The following is a 17,239-nucleotide window of genomic DNA, read 5'->3' as shown; positions in this document are numbered from 1 at the left end:
TCATTGACTGTCGTATCTTGCTTTCAAATTGTTACCGAAATATTGTGATAAAAATGGATTATATGCTGCTACTTAATGGTGCATATATTAATGGAGAGGAATTATTACAACAGGGTGATTTAGATTCCGGTTTGAAAGCTTATTTTGATAAAATGAAAGCGGCTTGAAACTACACCAAAATGGCCGAAGCTATAATAATCTACTTATACTAGACCAAAAAGCTGATGGAAATATAGGGAGGACAACATAATGGCAAACCAAAAAAGAAAAGTTTCCTTTTATTATCTGTCTTTGGAAAAGCAAACTTTTATTAAAGAGCGCAATACTACTCAGATTATGCCACTGAGCAACGAAGAAATTGAAGAATATTTCAAAAAAATATATGATAAAAAAATGCTTGAACTGGAAAATGGGAATAAAGCCGTCGATGTTGATACAACATACAGCAATTATGTCATCGAAATTATAGAGTATACCGATCATCTTGCATTTGCTAAAATTGGACAGCAAAATTATGCAAATACGGTTGCTTTGCGTGATAAAAATACATTAGAAACTGAAGATGTTCCGATGTCGGCTACACAATTATTAGAATTATACACTTTCTGCTTGATAGATTTTGAAACTGGAATTGTCAGTTATATTGGCATTAATGGCGCTCCAAGAATATCAGCTGTTAGAGGATTGTTCGATAAGTTTTTGCACGAAGAAAATGTCTATGCTAAATTAGCTGCTATTATGACTAATGACATTCTTCAAACACTTGTGCAAAAGAATATTATCAGTAAACTTTCTCTGACAGTAGCAGTTCCTAACGACGAAGTTCTAAGTGATACTATTGGCTTATCATCCAATGATTTTGATGCACTGAGAAATGTGAAAACAAGGACAGCGACATATAAACTTGTGGCAACTCGAAATAAAAATATTTTTCAGTCGAGCGGAAAATTGGCTGAATTGATTGCAACTATAAAAAATAAGTTTGGAAATAATTTAAGAGGACTCACTGTCAATGCAAAGAATCTTAACGAGTCTTCGCAAACATATGACTTGCTTCAATATAATTTTACGAAAACAGTAACTCTCGGAGGAGAAGATCATTCTGTTTTATTGGAAGATGACTTTAAAGCGGCATTAAGAAATACATATATTTCTAATAAAGATGAATTATTGAAATACATCTGATCATTTCATTATATCTATGGGGAGATGCGATTGGTGATTAATATAAAAAATTGGATTAAATTAGCAACAACGTTAATTATAACAACTATCGCATCCATTTTCTTAGTTAAATACTCAGTGATTGATATAGATAAAATATTATCACAAAATAGTGATTTCCAATATAATGCAATCTCTATGTCTGCAATAATTGCGGGATTTTTGTTTACGGGAATTAGCATCTTGATTTCGGCCATAGATAAAGAGCGCATTAAAAGATTATGGGATAATAATTATCTAGACAATTTGTATCGTTCTGCTTTTACTGGTATGATATCCAACGTGGTTACAATAATATCTGCATTTATTTTATTAAGTTGTCGCGTTAGTATAACACTTCAACAGGTTTTGGTTTATATTGAGGTGATAACACTAATTGTAGGTATTGTGTTTTTTTCTTGGTGCATTAAGCAATTGATATTTATTCTTTCGAGAATGAAAAATGATAAAAATTGAAATCTATAATATCATTATTATCTATGTTCTCTAATACAAACATGTGTCAGCTGTAATAAAGTCCATTGGAGGTTACAGAATGAGCGAAATTTTGCAGAAATCAAAGTTTGAAAAAGACTTCATTGAGCGCACATATTCAAGTGTTGTATCAGACGTTTCAATTGCTTTTTCAGAATTAGTTGCAAACTCTTGGGATGCGGGTGCAACAAAGGTTTTTATTACTCTGCCCAATAAGAAAGGAGACGAACTTATTATCGAAGATAATGGAACCGGCATGACAGAAAAAGAATTTCAACAACGCTGGATGGTGATTGCATACAATCGTGTCGCTCATCAGGGTGAATATGTAGAATATTTATCCTCTAAAGGCCATGCAAAGAGGCTGGCATATGGCCGGAATGGGGTCGGACGTCACTCAATGCTTTGTTTTGATGACAAATATTGTATTGAGACTTGGCAGGATGGGATATGTAACCGTTATGCCATTAGCATTGATGGCGGGGAATCTGCGTTTTCTGTTTTAGAACATAGCACAGATAAAAGAAGCAATCATGGAACAAAACTTATTGTAAAGGCTATAAAGAAGATCCCTGTTAAGAGTGATGTAATTAAAACACTAGGGTATCGGTTTTTGTTTGACCCGGAATTTTCAGTTTTCGTAGATGGAGAAAAAATTGAATTTCAGACAAATATCGAGCCCATTAAACAGGAAATCTTAACATTAAAAGGTGGAAAGACAATCAAAATTTCGATCTATCAGATTCCAGATGGTGAAAAGACTACTGCTGCAAATGGAGTTGCATTCTGGGCTGGTAAAAGATTGGTTGGAAATCCTTCTTGGAATATTGGCAGTGTGCGAGTAGAGGATGCTCGCCGGAAGTTTGCTCTTCATCATTTAATTGTGGTACAAGCGGATTGCCTAATTAATGATGTATTTTATGATTGGTCTCATTTTGTGAACACTGAACTGGTTAATGAGACCTTTGCTGTTGTTATACAATATACACGTGAATTTCGTGTTGAATATTATAAAGGAAAAGTCAGTGAAGTAAGAAAAGATGTTATTCGGAAGAATATCTCCAAAATCGAGACATTATCTATTCCTTCACTTTATGATCTAAAAGGATTCTTTGAGAATTATCTTGGGCAAAGGCCTGAGATAGATACAGATGAGCTTGATATTGTTATAAATGCCTTGATATCTGTGCTTCAATCTCGAAATGGAATATCTTTGCTAAGCAAGCTATCTAAAATGGACGTTGAGGATGTTGACGCTTTAAATGATATCTTGGATGAATGGTCGATAACAGATGTTAAAGATGTTTTAGATGAAATCGATCAAAGACTAAAAGTCATATGTGCTATCGAGCAACTTAGTGGAGACTCTACCACTGACGAATTACATGTTTTACATCCCCTTGTTAGTCAAGCAAAATGGCTATTTGGTATTGAATATGACAATCCCAATTACACATTTAATAAGACACTCACTACTGTGCTACAATCACTTCTAATGAGTCAACGTAAAGAAAATGTTTCTGTAAATTGGTCAAAACGTCCGGATCTAACGTTGGGAAGCGATTTTACACTTAGCGCAACATGCACTGAAGATGTTGATGAAAATGAAGTATTTATGATCAATAAAATACTAATTATCGAGCTCAAAAAGGGCGGCTTTACTATCGGACGACAAGAAATGAATCAAGCAGAAGAGTATATTGACTCTATATATAAGGGGAACAAACTGAATTGCCATCCAAAAATCAAAGCGTTTGTTGTTGGAGATTCTGTATCTTCTGCTATTAGCACAAAAAAAACACAAGAAGATTATGGAGAAGTTTATGCCTATACATATCGTCAGCTTGTTCAAACGGCAGGTAAGCGATTGTTCAACTTAAAGGATAAACTAACTGTTAGATATCATGAATTAAGTGCAAAAGATTATTTAGAAGAAATCTTGGGAGAACCTAAACAATTAGAATTAGCAGAATAGGAAGGTTGTCATACTCTAAATAATGCTTGACAAGCTGGATGACGGAAGCAGCAACCGGGTTAGCTGATTCCATCACGTTGGTGCTGGAAGAGAGTCCGGCAGAGCAGGACGAGGATCTTGAGGCGCTGGACTGTCAGTCAAGGTCTCCTCCAGCCCTTCCTGGTCTTTGGATACCGTTACAGATCATCGGCAATGCATCCCCGCACCTTTGTGGGTCTTCTCGTAGTCATGTTCCAGATAAGCCCTTGAGAACGAACTCCAGACTGACGTTGGCCTGCTCAGATTTTGGAAGCTGGCCCCTTACATTGAGCTTCTTATGTACTCAGCATCGTTGGATAAAAGCGTATTTTCCGAAGGTGTCGATCACCGCTTTGTGCAAGACCTCGTGCCATCCAGGATAAACAGGCTCGTCACATCCGGCGTCAGTTCCCAGTCCAGCAGACCAGCCAGTAGTTCCTTGACGGCCTCCTGATTCCCGGTCCCTCCGGTGGAAAGTCCCAGCATCTGCTTTTGCCCATTACGACTGATTCCCATGGCCGCGATCACTGTCATTTTCCCAACCGCCATGCCGTCCAGCATCATGATCGGGGTAGTGTCAAGATTTATGCGCAAATTAGTTTGCAGGTTCTGACGGAACGATGTTACCCGGCAATATCGGCGTTGTCCGGAATTGCTTCGAGATGCTTCATATTCATATATTTCTTGTTTCCCCATTGGGTACCCGCCACATGCCGGAGCCTTGCACAAACCAGCATCAAGGCGGAGTTCCCATCAGGGAAAGAACCGACTACGCGAGTCCGCCTGCGGATTTCTCTGTTCAGGCGTTCAATGACATTGTTCGTCCGGATTCTGGTCCAGTGTTCGAAGGGGAAGGCCGTGTAGGTCAGGGTTTCTTCTACGCTGTCCTCTACCTTTTTTGCCGCCTCTTTCAGCTTCATTGAGCGCAGAGCGTCTACAACGTCCCTTGCTTTTGCCAGAGCCGCAGCTTTGCTCTCCTGGGCGTGGATCGCCTTGAGCATTTTGGACACCAGTTTTACTTTGGAACGGGGAACAACCGAGAACACATTGCGGTAGAAGTGAACAACACACCGTTGATATTTGGCTTGCGGATAGACTTCTCCGACGGCTTCCAGCATGCCGAGACACTTGTCTCCCACAATGAGTTTCACGCCGTCCAGCCCCGTCTTTTCAGCCATTGGAAGAAGCTGATCCAACTGGCTTTGTCTTCTTTCATGCCCTCGGCAGCACCCAGCACTTCCCGGTAGCCGTCCTCATTAACGGCGATTGCAACCAGAATGCTGACATTCTCGTATTCACCGCCCCAGTTCCGGCGAAGATAGATCCCATCCACGTAAACGTACGGATATTTTCCACCTTGTAAGGGGCGGTTGCGCCAGTCTTCAATGTGGACATACGCTTTTTTGTTCAGCTCACTGATGGTGGCCGGGGATACCTTGCTTCCCCAAAGGGCTTCTGTGATATCTTCTACCCGGCGAACAGAAACGCCGGCCAGATACATCTCAATCAGGGCTTCTTCTACCGAGCTTTCCCGGCGACGGTAGCGTTCGATGATCGCTGTTTCAAATGAGATTCCCTTAAGCCGTGGAACCTGAAGCGTGGCGTCTCCGGATGTTGTAGTCAAATTTCGGCTGTAATGCCCGCTACGGTATCCCTGACGGACTTCATTCCGCTCGTATTTTGCCGCCTGTGTAAGCTTCTTCGCTTCCTCTTCCAGTAACCCGTTCAGGGTTTCTTCCACGCTGCCGCGAACTAATTCCTTGATTTGCTCCTTGATTACTTCCTCATTTAACTGTACAATTTTTTCAGACATGGTTTGCTGTCTCCTTTCAGAATGCTGTCTCGCAACTTCATTCTATCAGAGACCTGCAAACCTTGTCTCCTTTTTTGCCTTTTTCAATTTGCGCAACTTATTGTACCTTATCATGATCGGATAACCCTTTCATAACCTTTCTGTTGGACGCCACTATTGCTGACACAAATGGCGTCCGGAAATCCGGACGCCATTTTGTTGACTTCTGTTTCTACGCGTCAGAGTCTGCGAATATTCATTGTAGGTCTTGACATGTTTTGGGGCGGTCGTTCAACATTTTTTACATTGTACATGAGCATATTGTATAACTCCTTTCGAAACATGAAAGGTTCCTTTCCGAGCACCAGGCATAAATAGTTATAGTCATAACCTTAGTTATAACTTTTATTTAACTATTCATTGACAAATCAAATATTTTATGCAATACTAAAAGAAGAATTTAATATTAAGGAGGCCGATGTTTATGAATCCATCTGATTATATCCGGTATGTTGCAGGAATGGATGCTGAGGAACTTAAAAAAGAACAAAAAGAACTCGAAAAGAAGATGGAACTTGTAAAAACGGTATTATCCATGAAATTATCAGATGAAAATATCGTTGAATCTGCTGAAAAAACAATAGCACAATCTGTAATCACCCCTAATGACATAAAATATGGATTGCTACGTTTTCCTACTAACTCGTCGATATCGCAAGCCTTAAACAAGGGCAGCATAATAACGATAGAATATAAAGGTTTATCGTTTGAGTGCAGTGTTCCAAAATTGGAGAAATATCCAAATCAAAAAGGGCGGATCAATGGATTGAAGAAAGTCTATGACCAATTTAAAGAGTTTGCAGAAAATCGAACCGTCATAGCAGAGCTTGATGAAGAACGTTATACAATTAAAATACTTGAGGTAAAATAAGTCTCTCTATATTCATGGTCCAAAAATATTTAGGCGCCCATTTCTGAGTGCCTAACTCTAAATATTTGTAATTTTATAAATTTGATCACTTTCAGCAGGGATATTTCCCTACAGTTGGTAAAAAGGAGGAGAATGGGATTTTACAAATGAGTAGCCTCCTCGTAGACAATACTATAGTTCAAGAAATTCCTGACGCTCATCATCAATAAACCGAAATATTTTGTTTAAATATTCCTCTTCCAGAGATGGAATCTTTGACATCTTTTTAGCTGTACATTCCCAAATAATCAACACTCGAATATGCTGCTCTATTAATTTATTCGTAACTTCAATATCATGTTTTCGATTCCCTTCCAGCTTTTTTAACCAAAAGTCAACATTTGACTTGGGTGTGTATGCATATTTACATCCTTTATGGCGATGCCAGTAGCACCCGTTTACGAATACGGCTACCCTATGTCTGATGAAATACAGATCCGGTTTTCCATAACAGGCTGCATAATTTACCCTATATCTCAATCCGTGATGAAATAGCAGGGTGCGGATGTACATTTCAGGCTTTGTCTTGGAATTTTTGATCTTTGCCATTTTGCGACTACGTTCTTCTGAAGATTTTATGTCCATAATTATGCATTTGTCTTTTCTTTTATATATTCTATAAATTTTTTTAGAGTCCATATGGAGCTTCTTTTCTCTTTCGGATAAGTTCCAATATAAGGCTCCGGTACCACAAGAATTACTTTGGCCTCTTCCATTTCTTCCATCTGCTGAGCCGAAATCCCCTGTTGAAGGGTAAACAGATGCTTCGTTTCGATTCTGTCAGCTTCACTGATAATTTGACGCCAGCGATCCTTGCATGTTGTCTTTGCTCCCAGAAAAACAAGTTCATCGGAGGAATAAGAAAGGTTATGGTAAGCCTCTGCATTTGGAAAAATAAAATCCGGGCGTTTGTTACCTTCAGTAGTCGGCTGGGCTACATATTTTATGGAATTCCCATCGAACACAGCAGAAAGGTGATGCTCTAACGATTTTCCAGCGCGGCTTTTTCTTCGATTTAGCACCGCATTGGCGATTTCAATAAATTGGTCTACAGAACTGAACCCTTTGGAAATTCTATTTCCATACCGGACATACTCGATTTTTCTGAACAGGTGATATTCCATCTCTACCCACGAAATGAGTTGCCTGTCCGGGTTTAGAACGATATTCTCTTCGTGATCATAAACCACATTGTATATTTTTCGGGCAGTTGCGGACATTTCCTTAGAAGGCGGGAACTCAGATGTCAATGTTTCAATGAACTGCATCATGGCAAGATCTGTTCTCGTTTCGGATTTAACGTAAGCTTTTTGAATAATGGTGCCGGTATCTGCAGGACTCATGCTAAAGGCATTTAGAAATTCATTGATTTCGTCTTCGGTCTCCAGAACAAATCCGGAATAATCTTCATCAGACAGTTTTACAAGTACGAACAAGTCTCCGGTATGTTCAGTCCGCAGATAGGGGAATCCCCTATTAAATCGGGTGACACGGTACTCATTTCTGGTTCCCTTTCCGTAATAAATAAAGCGACTGTCTGTAGAAAAATCATCTTGCCATTTAATTTTGACGAATTTCTCTTTATTTTCACCTTTCCTTCCCGGATTTTTAAATAAAATAGGAACAGCGTTTTTTGTTATATATATTCCTGCCTGATGTGCTCCAGTATCTCCTGTATCATTTGCAGACAAGAATTTGCAGTAGGAGATTTGTCCGTTATTTACGGTTTCAATTGCCTTTAATGTATTTGATATACTATCCAATATTCTCCCTCCTGATGTCTATTTCTTTCATATCTTCCATCTTTTCAACTATCATATTAGCAACAGCAGTAACCAACGGAACTACCACCGAATTCCCAAATTGTTTATATGCCTGTGTATCCGAAACAGTAATAGCATATTCATCACTATATCCTTGAAGTCGGGCACATTCTCTTGGAGTAAGTCGTCTCGGATTTTCACCTTCCTGCGGAATGAGAATTTCGGAACCATCCTTATAGTATCTGGCACTTAAAGTCCGGGTAATTCCTTTTTTATCGACCAACCCATACCCGAATCCATTTCCCTTTGCCTTTTGTTTCGTAGCATATTCCTGAAGGTATTTCCATAGATGGTCGGATAACGTATATTTTCGATCTACTCTTTTTTCCAGAATATTACTAAGGACAGGCTCGTTTTTCGGCTTTTGAAGATTGAAATCGAAAGTGACGTCATTTCCATACCGTTTACGATCGAAACCGACGATAAAGACTCTTTCCCTATGCTGAGGCACGAACATTTGACCATCGAGAATATCTGTGAATACTTCATAGTCCAGTTTTTCCAGCGATTCCATAATGATTTTCCAAGTCCGGCCTTTATCATGGCTTTTAAGGTTTTTTACATTTTCCAATAAAAATGCGCGTGGCCGTTTTTCATTTAAAATACGAACCACTTCAAAAAATAACGTACCCTGTGTTTTATCCAAAAATCCTGTGGCCCTTCCCAGACTGTTTTTCTTGGATACGCCTGCTATGGAAAAAGGCTGGCAGGGAAATCCCGCTACCAGAATATCATGATTGGGAATATCTTTTTCATAGATTTTTCGGATATCTCCATAAGGCATCACACCAAAATTGTCAAAATAGGTCTTCTGACAGTACCTATCCCATTCACAGGAAAATACACACTGCCCGCCATTGGCTTCAAAAGCTAAACGCATTCCGCCTATACCAGCAAAAAGGTCAATAAAGGTAAATTTAGCAGTTCCACGCCGCTTTTCCCTGTATTTATCATCAAACGATTGAACAAGCGCGTCTGTTATGCAGTCCTGAATGGTTTTACCTGTTACCCTTGAATATTCTAATAGTGAAAGATGAATCCTATCATCAAGTCGTATATGAATCTGTTTTGGCAACCTGATCACTCCTGGGTAAAATTTTGTACCATGTTTTTCCCATTATATATCTTTATAATTTTTTTTTCAATATCTGGGTGATTTTATGTACCTGATTTGTCCCAGAAAATATTACTCAGAAAAGGAAGCTGTACCATTATTATCGATCTTAGCTATTGAATCGACAGCAATGATTTTATCAGAGAATTAATTCATCGAAAATGCTTACAATTACTTGGGTTTTGTAGCAATAAATGGTATAATTAAAAAAATTATAGAATTTTAATAATCAGAAAAATAAAGGAGGCTAACTTATGCAGTGGAATTGGGAAATACAAGGCACGATGTTAGCCTTGGAGAAATCGGATAAAACAGCCATATATTATCCATCTGCGGTTGAAATATATGCATACTTATATGGCAATCAAGAACAATTACAGCCTCAGAGCCCAACAAATTGTGATTCACCAGCAAAAGTATTCCCATCTCTTAAATTTTCACAAATAGGTGAGAGAATCAAAATTTATATTGATTTTGACAGGCACTTAAGAAAAATACAAATTCAGTTTTATGTCGAACGTCACAATAATAAAATTGATTTAATTGCGCCTGTGGAAATGTTGCGTGACCATATTATCTTTAACAATGAATGGTTTTTTTTAACGGATAATTTTTCAGATTTTATTGCATTGCTAAATGAATCCCAGATCACCAATTGTGGGGATATTTCGCTCTTACAATATATTAAGTTGCTCCAGAATGTTGATCGACATCGCAATGTACCCGTTTATGATGAGGCAAGAGAAATGTTAGACAATCATCCAATAGATGAAGACGCCTCTTCATTGCCGGAATGTTTAACTGCAAAATTATATCCATATCAAAAAACCGGTTTCTTATGGATGCGATATATAATTTCTGAGAAATGTGGATGCATTCTTGCTGATGAGATGGGTCTTGGTAAAACCCTGCAGATTATCACTTTAATTGCATCTCGTAACGGCCCGTCAACAACACCATCGCTAATTATAACACCAGTATCTCTTTTAGAAAACTGGAAACGAGAATTTGCAAAATTTACAAAAGGATTATCAGTATTAGTTCATCATGGGCCTTTGAGAACTGGAAGATATACCGAGTTACTGGACTATGATGCCGTTATAATTTCATATAATACGGCCAGTAGTGACCAGTCACTTCTGCATATGATTCATTGGGATCTGTTAGTACTTGATGAAGCGCAAAATATCAAGAACCCGGAAGCTGCTCGTACTCAATCAGTGAAGAATATTCCCTGTAATGTTGGAATTGCAGTTACTGGTACCCCATTTGAAAACCATGTAACAGATATTTGGTCACTTGTTGATTTCATAGCACCAAGCACATTGGGTACTCTTGAAATATTTAGTGATAAAATTTCCGATGATGTTTCCGGTGCAAAACTATTGGAACCGGTTTTATCCCCCTTAATGTTGCGTCGCAGAGTCGCAGATGTAGCAAATGATCTACCTGAACGAATTGATATTCCACAAATCATTCAGATGAATGAGGTTGAGGCCCTAAAGTACGAAAATATCCGCGAACAAATTATGCAGCAGATGGGTGGAAAGCAAGCAGCTTTGCCGATGATACAAAAATTACGAATGTTTTGCACACATCCCAGGCTATTAAATAATGAATTATCCAATGATCCAAGCGAATCAAGTACGAAATATGAACGACTATGTGAACTGCTCACGGAAATTGTAGCTATGGATGAAAAGGCCATACTTTTTACTTCATTTAATAAGATGTTCGATATTTTGCTCTCAGATATCCCACGAAGATTTATGATTCCGGTAATGGCAATTAATGGATCAACCAGTCCTGCAATTAGACAAGATATAGTTGATAATTACAGTGAAATATCGGGGTCGGCACTATTAGTATTAAACCCACGTGCTGCTGGCACAGGTTTGAACATTACAGCGGCGAGTAGGATTATTCATTATAACTTGGAGTGGAATCCCGCTCTTGAAGATCAGGCTTCCGCTAGAGCATACCGCAGGGGTCAGACGAAAAAAGTATTTGTTTATAGGTTATTTTATAAAAATACCGTCGAACAGATAATAAATGAACGAATTGAATTGAAACGAACCATATCCGATACGGCTATTATTGGTACAAATGGTGAAAACGAAAACACAGATGATATCCTTTCAGCACTGATGCTATCACCGACAGGAGGAAAAATGCATGAGTAATCGGCCAAAATCCATAACTAAAAATTTGAGCTTGAATGACACAGGTGAAACAGGCGGCCATCAAGCAGGAATGTTGATTCCTAAAGGTGGCGATGTGCTTAGATTCTTCCCTACGTTAGGAAAGGATGAAAAGAACCCAAGGACATCCATGTATTTCTATGATGAGAACGGGAAAGCGTGGAAACTTAATTTCATTTATTATAATGGTAAATTCTATGGGGGTACTAGGAATGAATATCGTCTTACAGGTATGACAGCTTTTTTTAGGGAAAATGGATTAAAAGCTGGAGATACAATAACGTTAACACATGAAAATGACAATGACGTTATATGTTATAAAAGACAGGCGCAACCAGTTGTTAAGGAGATTCATAATGAAAAAGGACAGATAAATAAACGGATTGTACTCGGAAGCAGCTGGAAAGTCATTCATTATTAAAATGAGGTGTATATCATGGATGAAGCTTATATTGAAAAAGAAGATATTATTTTGCCGCCTGATCCCGCAAGAGTCATGGAAGGATTACGCGATACCGGCTATGATTTTAATACAGCCGTAGCTGATATAATTGATAATTCAATCTCAGCAAATGCATCAACAATTGATATTTTACTCCAAATGGATCCCGCGAGAGAAATAACTGTATACATTGCAGATAATGGAACCGGTATGGATTATGCCGGACTTAAGAATGCAATGAAATATGGTTCAGACAAAAGGAATGACCCCAGCAGTTTGGGTAAATTTGGACTTGGTCTAAAAACTGCTTCAACCGCATTTTGTAAGAACTTGTCTGTTATTTCAAGAGGTAGCGATATGCAATACCACAAGGTTCAGTGGGACCTTGACCATATTGCGGAAACACATGATTGGAAATTGCGCCAGCCTGAAATTCTTGATGATGAACTCAATTTTTTAGAAAAAACGACAGGTAATGGTACAGGAACACTTGTCGTTTGGAAAAAAACTGATCGTTTACTACATGATTACAAAAATACTGGTGCTGCTAAAAACGCATTTAAAAAAGTTGAAGAATCTTTAACTTTTCATATTTCACTTGTGTATCAGAGGTTCTTGGATAACAAAGATAACAGAACAAAAAATGTTAACATTATACTAAATGGAGCAAAAATTGAACCATGGGATCCTTTTTGTTTGGAAGAGAAAAATACTGTACTTTTGGTACAAGAGCCATTGGAAATTGAAATGCCTAATAGTTCAATTCCGACGCTAATGATAAAAGCATATTTGATTCCCCGTCGAGATGAGTTTTCTACACCGCAGGCAGGCATACAGGCTAGAGTCTCTAATGACATGCAAGGATTTTATGTTTATCGTGAAAATCGCCTTATCCATTATGGTGATTGGATGGGGATGTTCTCTAAGGAGCCTCATGGAACCTTATTGCGGGTAGATTTATCCTTTGATCACAGCTTGGATGAAGCATTTCATGTTGATATTAAAAAATCTAGGATCTTACTAAATGAGGAGATCTTTAATTATATAAAAGATTCCATAATGCCTGCTCCACGTCGCGCTGCTGATGAAAGGTATCGCAAAGGTACTAAAAAAGCTGTTGAGCAAGCCGGTGCAAATGCACATGACGCTTCCAATCGAAACATCGATGAGAAGGCTAAAGGTGTTGAAGGTGCAAAAGTCGAGGTGACCAACGAAACAACTGGTGAAGTCCAAGTTACTAATCAAAATGGTACATTCAAGCACAGAATTACTATTCATCAATCTGATAAACCGGGACAGTATAGAGTTATTCCTGTAAAAAGTTTGGAAGATGGATTGTTATGGGAACCATGTATTACAGATGGTAAACATTCTGTTGAGATTAATATGGGACATGCCTATTATCAAAAAATATATTATCCCGTTTTGTCTGAAAATGTTCTTGTTACTGGAATGGATGCATTGCTTTGGGCATTAGCTGAGGCGGAACTATCCACCTTTAATGAAGAAACTAAGGAGCAGTACGAAGAAATGCGAATAGTTGTTTCCAGATGCTTAAAAAAATTGGTTGCAGATTTACCAGATCCAGATATTTCTGATGAGGACTGAGATAAATGTTCTTTTTTCGAACAGGCTATTAAGCAAAAACTAGAAGAGATGTTTGATATTCCATTTTCGGTTATTTGTTCGTTGAATCGTGGGGAACCATGCTACATAATAGGCCCAACGAATGAAAATGAGGAACTGTTTACTATCAAAATATCATTTCGTAATAGAGTTCGATTAACGATGGAATTTATTCCTCAAAATTATAGTGCTAATTTCGTCTATGATATGGGTGAAAAGAATGAAGAAGGCAAGAAAAACTTCTGCCTTTATGCAAATGCTTTTCAACAACGTGGTGCCAAAATAGTATTTAGGATTAACGATCTGCCAACCAATCCATTTTCTTATGCAGAATGGGATAATGTTTGGAGGAGTATTTCCTTAAAAATAACACGAATTCCAATCGCTGATGACGATGATATTAGATATGGAGAGATAGCAAGTGATTGGGGATCATTGATAGTCGGTATGATCCTTTCGTTATCCAATATATCTCCGATAGAAGGAGTGGAAACATTAACCGGTTCTGCAGAAGGCTCAAAATTCACTGAACTTGTGAATCGCTATGAACGTAGTCCAATTAACCGAGCTCTTTGCTTGGAAGCCAAAGGGTATACTTGCCGTGTATGCGGTATGAACTTTCCTGATAAGATAAGTATGGTAAACTGGGGGAGAAATTCATTCATGTTCATCACACAGTTCCTGTATCAAAAATGGGAGAGGAGTATATTGTTGACCCCATAGAGGACTTGGAACCAGTATGTCCAAACTGTCATGCTATGTTACATCGAACCGCCCCCCCGTTAAGTATAGAAGAACTCAAAAAGCAGATTTGTAAATAAGATTCATACCATATTAATATTCCCGTTACAAATAGTATGGAATCTTGTCCTAAATCTCACAAAGCTGCATTTTTATCGCTTTGTGTGCATGTTTGCTTTCTGTGATTTTTATGAATTATTTTAGTAAGAAAATAATAGTTCATTCTACGATATGTTACATTCTATCAGGCAACAGTATATTGTTTTGGATGTTTATATATCAGATCAAAGCGATTAAATCCATTTCTTTATTAGACCCGCCATATAAAGCATCAAGAACATATTATCCTCTTTGTCTATGAATTGATATGGATTATATTTTGCAAACTTCGACCCAAACATAGAGGCAATGGCGAAGCAATCAGCAAATAATTCACTGGCATCCTTATCGGATGCACCCAAACCGTCCAAAAACATTCTCTCCTGGACAAGCCGGAATGACTTCGGTGGTGTCCATAAAGACTTTGTTAATCTGGTGTGCAGAACATGCCCCATTTCATGCAAGAAAATAAATTCATTCGCACAGTCCGTCTCATGGCGTGGACGCAATAGCATAATGTTATCCTTAATTGTGCCATTGTCATAAACTCTAGCGGAATAAAAGCTATTCCACTCAACATGGGAATGATTTAAGCATAAAATCTGTAAAGGACTCTCTTTTAGTATCCGTGATAAAAAGGCAAAGCGCTTTTCAATATGTTCCAAAAGTGACACTATGAGATCAATGGAGAGCGACGGACTTTGCGGAGGAAGCATCTTGCTACGGATCCCATAAATAATATCGGTAAGCACTTGAATATTTTGTTTAGACGTTTCCTGAAAAGTCCAATAACTTTTGAGATATATTGGGATACTGTCGGCCATATTAAAAATATTATATGACGTAGTGGACACTTCGGCTTGTATTACATTAAATGAAGCTGCTGCATCCATTTGTCTATACAATTCTAAAAGTGCTTGCTTTTTGTTTGGCATTTTACTGATGTAGGTTAAAAAGTGCTCAAGATTATCTGCAAGTTCAAATAGATTCTTGCTTCTTCGTATCACATGATCTGCTTGTTCGTAAGAAATCACTGTTTATTCCTCCTAAACTTATCTTCTGTAACGGACATAATATTTTTATCCAACCGAACATTGGAAGGAATGTCAAATGCTTAAGTTCAGAGCAACCGGCTCATAACCGGTTGCTCTGAACCGTTTTTTCTAAGTAGATTATTAGTTTGCAATGGTGTATACCACAAAGAAAATGTCTCTGTTTGCCTGTTGCCTTTTTATGCCGAAAGGTCAATTTTCCACTATTCTCTTCTTCCTAAAAGTGAACAGAAGGAGGACTCCATTTTTACGGCAAGTTTTTTTCTTTCTTCATCCAGAATTTCTGCATAAACATTCAGAATCATATTAGGTTGAGCATGTCCAGTGTCGCCCTGCACTGCTTTGATATTTCCTTCACTTAATATTAATTTATATGTAGTACTGGTATGGCGCAAGCTATGAAACACAACTTGGGGCAAATCACACAATTTCAGCAGATTGTGAAATTCGTTGCTTAGCTCTTTGCCCTGTAATGGCATTCCGTTTTCTTTAGCAAACACAAGACCATAATCATGATATTTTTGCCTTTGAACCTTTTTGATATCAGCCTGAGCATTGCGCCATTTTAATAGGTTATTACTCAATGTTTTAGGAATATATATCATCCTTACAGAAGATTCGGTTTTGGGCGACTTGAGAACTAATCTGCTCTTGGCGTTTATCGAACGAGGTTCAAAAATATAATAAATGTCTTTTTCACCGATAGCCTTCATGGAATCCAATGATACACGGGCCAATTCTTTGTCAACATGGACACTGCAGTTAACAAAGTCGATATCATCCCATTTCAGCGCCATAATTTCACCTTTGCGCATGGAAGCAAAAAAAGCGACCTGAATTGCCAAAGAAAAAGATGTTTCGCCTGATAATGTGGCCATATCTATTAAACTCAAAACCTGTTCCGGTGTGAGACTACTTATGGAACGCTTTGATTTTTTTATTCGTAAATGTCTAACCGGGTTTTCTTTCATATATCCCCAAATTACAGCCTGATTGAATACGCTGCGTAAAAGTTGGTGTATCTCGAATATTGTGTTATTAGACATTAACTTTTCTTGATTAGGCCTGTATTTGTTTTCGGAAGCCGGGGTTTTACGAAGCTGTTCGTAGAATCGGCTCATCATTAATGCATCGATTTGAATCAGTTTTACTCCCCCGATAAAAGGTTCAATATAGCGCTTTATCAGAGAGGTATAGTTTGCATACATGGAAAAAGGCCAATTAACTTTACCGTGTAGTCTGATATATTCGGCAAGTAAATCCCTAAGATATGTTACCTGCGGGACATATTTAAGAAAGTTGATGGGGTTTTCAATATCTGCTTTTCTCTTCAATGCGCTTTCAAGCGAATGATATGTCTCCCACGTTTGTTTTTTCTTTTCTCCGTCTGATTTCGCCTGATAATATACCACCGCATAACTTTTGTTTCTCTGTACAATTGATGCCATGAAATCTTCTCCTTTTTTATCTGCTATACTTGGGCTAACTCCATTATCGGCCCTCTTCAAAAGTAATCATAGGGGTGCTCAATAAAGAAAATGCTTATTTTCTTGCGGAAAAGGAGAAGCATGGCTGATTGCTATAAATGCAAATGACTTTGGAAAGAACTCAGGTCCTCCGGGAGAAGTACCCTCTCATTAAGAAAGATTGATCTTAATTTTTAGTTCTATACTAGGACAAAATGAGTA

The 17,239-nt window shown here is 38.1% G+C and carries 15 protein-coding genes and 1 pseudogene; 9 read left to right on the top strand and 7 right to left on the bottom strand.

The window, feature by feature from the left end; translation table 11 throughout:
• The first annotated feature begins 249 nt into the window (after nucleotides 1–249).
• The 3 genes from ACRQV7_RS00825 to ACRQV7_RS00815 all read left to right on the top strand — a co-directional run bounded on the left by ACRQV7_RS00825 (nucleotide 250) and on the right by ACRQV7_RS00815 (nucleotide 3,673).
• The gene (locus tag ACRQV7_RS00825; RefSeq protein WP_444659097.1) at nucleotides 250–1,185 is read left to right on the top strand and encodes a hypothetical protein; all 936 of its coding nucleotides are present in this window, start codon (nucleotides 250–252) and stop codon (nucleotides 1,183–1,185) included.
• A 30-nt stretch (nucleotides 1,186–1,215) separates the two neighbouring features.
• The gene (locus tag ACRQV7_RS00820; RefSeq protein ID WP_444659096.1) at nucleotides 1,216–1,680 is read left to right on the top strand and encodes a hypothetical protein; all 465 of its coding nucleotides are present in this window, start codon (nucleotides 1,216–1,218) and stop codon (nucleotides 1,678–1,680) included.
• 79 nt (nucleotides 1,681–1,759) lie between these two features.
• Nucleotides 1,760–3,673: an ATP-binding protein gene (locus ACRQV7_RS00815; RefSeq protein ID WP_444659095.1), complete on the top strand. Its 1,914-nt coding sequence runs from the start codon at nucleotides 1,760–1,762 to the stop codon at nucleotides 3,671–3,673.
• Nucleotides 3,674–4,036: 363 nt separating this feature from the next.
• On the opposite strand, the gene ACRQV7_RS00810 is transcribed toward ACRQV7_RS00815, so the two are convergent.
• Both ACRQV7_RS00810 and ACRQV7_RS00805 read right to left on the bottom strand, forming a co-directional pair.
• A complete protein-coding gene (locus tag ACRQV7_RS00810) occupies nucleotides 4,037–4,285 on the bottom strand; it encodes a hypothetical protein (RefSeq protein ID WP_444659094.1) in 249 nt (82 codons plus the stop codon).
• A 29-nt stretch (nucleotides 4,286–4,314) separates the two neighbouring features.
• Nucleotides 4,315–5,504: pseudogene (locus tag ACRQV7_RS00805) on the bottom strand (IS256 family transposase).
• A gap of 463 nt (nucleotides 5,505–5,967) precedes the next feature.
• Here ACRQV7_RS00805 and ACRQV7_RS00800 point away from each other — a divergent pair.
• Nucleotides 5,968–6,414, top strand: a complete 447-nt coding sequence (locus ACRQV7_RS00800) for a hypothetical protein (RefSeq protein ID WP_444659093.1) — start codon at nucleotides 5,968–5,970, stop codon at nucleotides 6,412–6,414.
• 171 nt (nucleotides 6,415–6,585) lie between these two features.
• Here the strand turns inward: ACRQV7_RS00800 and ACRQV7_RS00795 are convergent, their stop codons facing one another.
• Genes ACRQV7_RS00795 through dcm form a run of 3 tightly spaced genes read right to left on the bottom strand, consistent with a single transcriptional unit; the run spans nucleotide 6,586 to nucleotide 9,351 of the window.
• Nucleotides 6,586–7,038, bottom strand: a complete 453-nt coding sequence (locus ACRQV7_RS00795) for a very short patch repair endonuclease (RefSeq protein WP_444660308.1) — start codon at nucleotides 7,036–7,038, stop codon at nucleotides 6,586–6,588.
• Nucleotides 7,039–7,040: 2 nt separating this feature from the next.
• Nucleotides 7,041–8,216, bottom strand: coding sequence for a type II restriction endonuclease (locus ACRQV7_RS00790; protein WP_444659092.1), 1,176 nt, complete (start codon nucleotides 8,214–8,216; stop codon nucleotides 7,041–7,043).
• Nucleotides 8,209–9,351, bottom strand: coding sequence for a DNA (cytosine-5-)-methyltransferase (gene dcm, locus ACRQV7_RS00785; RefSeq protein ID WP_444659091.1), 1,143 nt, complete (start codon nucleotides 9,349–9,351; stop codon nucleotides 8,209–8,211). The genes ACRQV7_RS00790 and dcm overlap by 8 nt, the downstream gene beginning before the upstream one ends.
• 293 nt (nucleotides 9,352–9,644) lie before the next feature.
• On the opposite strand from dcm, the gene ACRQV7_RS00780 reads away from it, so the two are divergent.
• From ACRQV7_RS00780 to ACRQV7_RS00760, 5 genes are all read left to right on the top strand, one after another.
• Entirely contained in the window at nucleotides 9,645–11,573 is a 1,929-nt protein-coding gene (locus ACRQV7_RS00780; protein WP_444659090.1) for a DEAD/DEAH box helicase, read from the top strand.
• On the top strand, nucleotides 11,566–12,012 hold the full coding sequence (locus ACRQV7_RS00775) for an EcoRII N-terminal effector-binding domain-containing protein (RefSeq protein ID WP_444659089.1): 447 nt from the start codon (nucleotides 11,566–11,568) through the stop codon (nucleotides 12,010–12,012). Before ACRQV7_RS00780 ends, ACRQV7_RS00775 begins: the two co-directional genes overlap by 8 nt.
• Nucleotides 12,013–12,027: 15 nt before the next feature.
• Nucleotides 12,028–13,641 carry an ATP-binding protein gene (locus ACRQV7_RS00770; RefSeq protein ID WP_444659088.1) on the top strand — a complete coding sequence of 538 codons (1,614 nt, stop codon included), beginning with the start codon at nucleotides 12,028–12,030 and terminating at the stop codon, nucleotides 13,639–13,641.
• A gap of 180 nt (nucleotides 13,642–13,821) precedes the next feature.
• Complete coding sequence (locus tag ACRQV7_RS00765; protein WP_444659087.1) at nucleotides 13,822–14,382, top strand: hypothetical protein; 561 nt, start codon at nucleotides 13,822–13,824, stop codon at nucleotides 14,380–14,382.
• A complete protein-coding gene (locus ACRQV7_RS00760) occupies nucleotides 14,352–14,480 on the top strand; it encodes a hypothetical protein (RefSeq protein ID WP_444659086.1) in 129 nt (42 codons plus the stop codon). The genes ACRQV7_RS00765 and ACRQV7_RS00760 overlap by 31 nt, the downstream gene beginning before the upstream one ends.
• Before the next feature lie 213 nt (nucleotides 14,481–14,693).
• On the opposite strand, the gene ACRQV7_RS00755 is transcribed toward ACRQV7_RS00760, so the two are convergent.
• Both ACRQV7_RS00755 and ACRQV7_RS00750 read right to left on the bottom strand, forming a co-directional pair.
• Nucleotides 14,694–15,533, bottom strand: a complete 840-nt coding sequence (locus ACRQV7_RS00755) for a hypothetical protein (RefSeq protein ID WP_444659085.1) — start codon at nucleotides 15,531–15,533, stop codon at nucleotides 14,694–14,696.
• 221 nt (nucleotides 15,534–15,754) lie between these two features.
• Nucleotides 15,755–16,999, bottom strand: coding sequence for a tyrosine-type recombinase/integrase (locus tag ACRQV7_RS00750; protein WP_444659084.1), 1,245 nt, complete (start codon nucleotides 16,997–16,999; stop codon nucleotides 15,755–15,757).
• Between the last annotated feature and the right edge of the window lie 240 nt (nucleotides 17,000–17,239).

Source organism: Caproiciproducens lactatisolvens (genome assembly GCF_052443335.1).
Lineage (GTDB): Bacteria > Bacillota > Clostridia > Oscillospirales > Acutalibacteraceae > Caproiciproducens.
The sequence above is the reverse complement of the archived record's forward strand: the minus strand, read 5'-3'. Positions and strand labels throughout refer to the sequence as shown.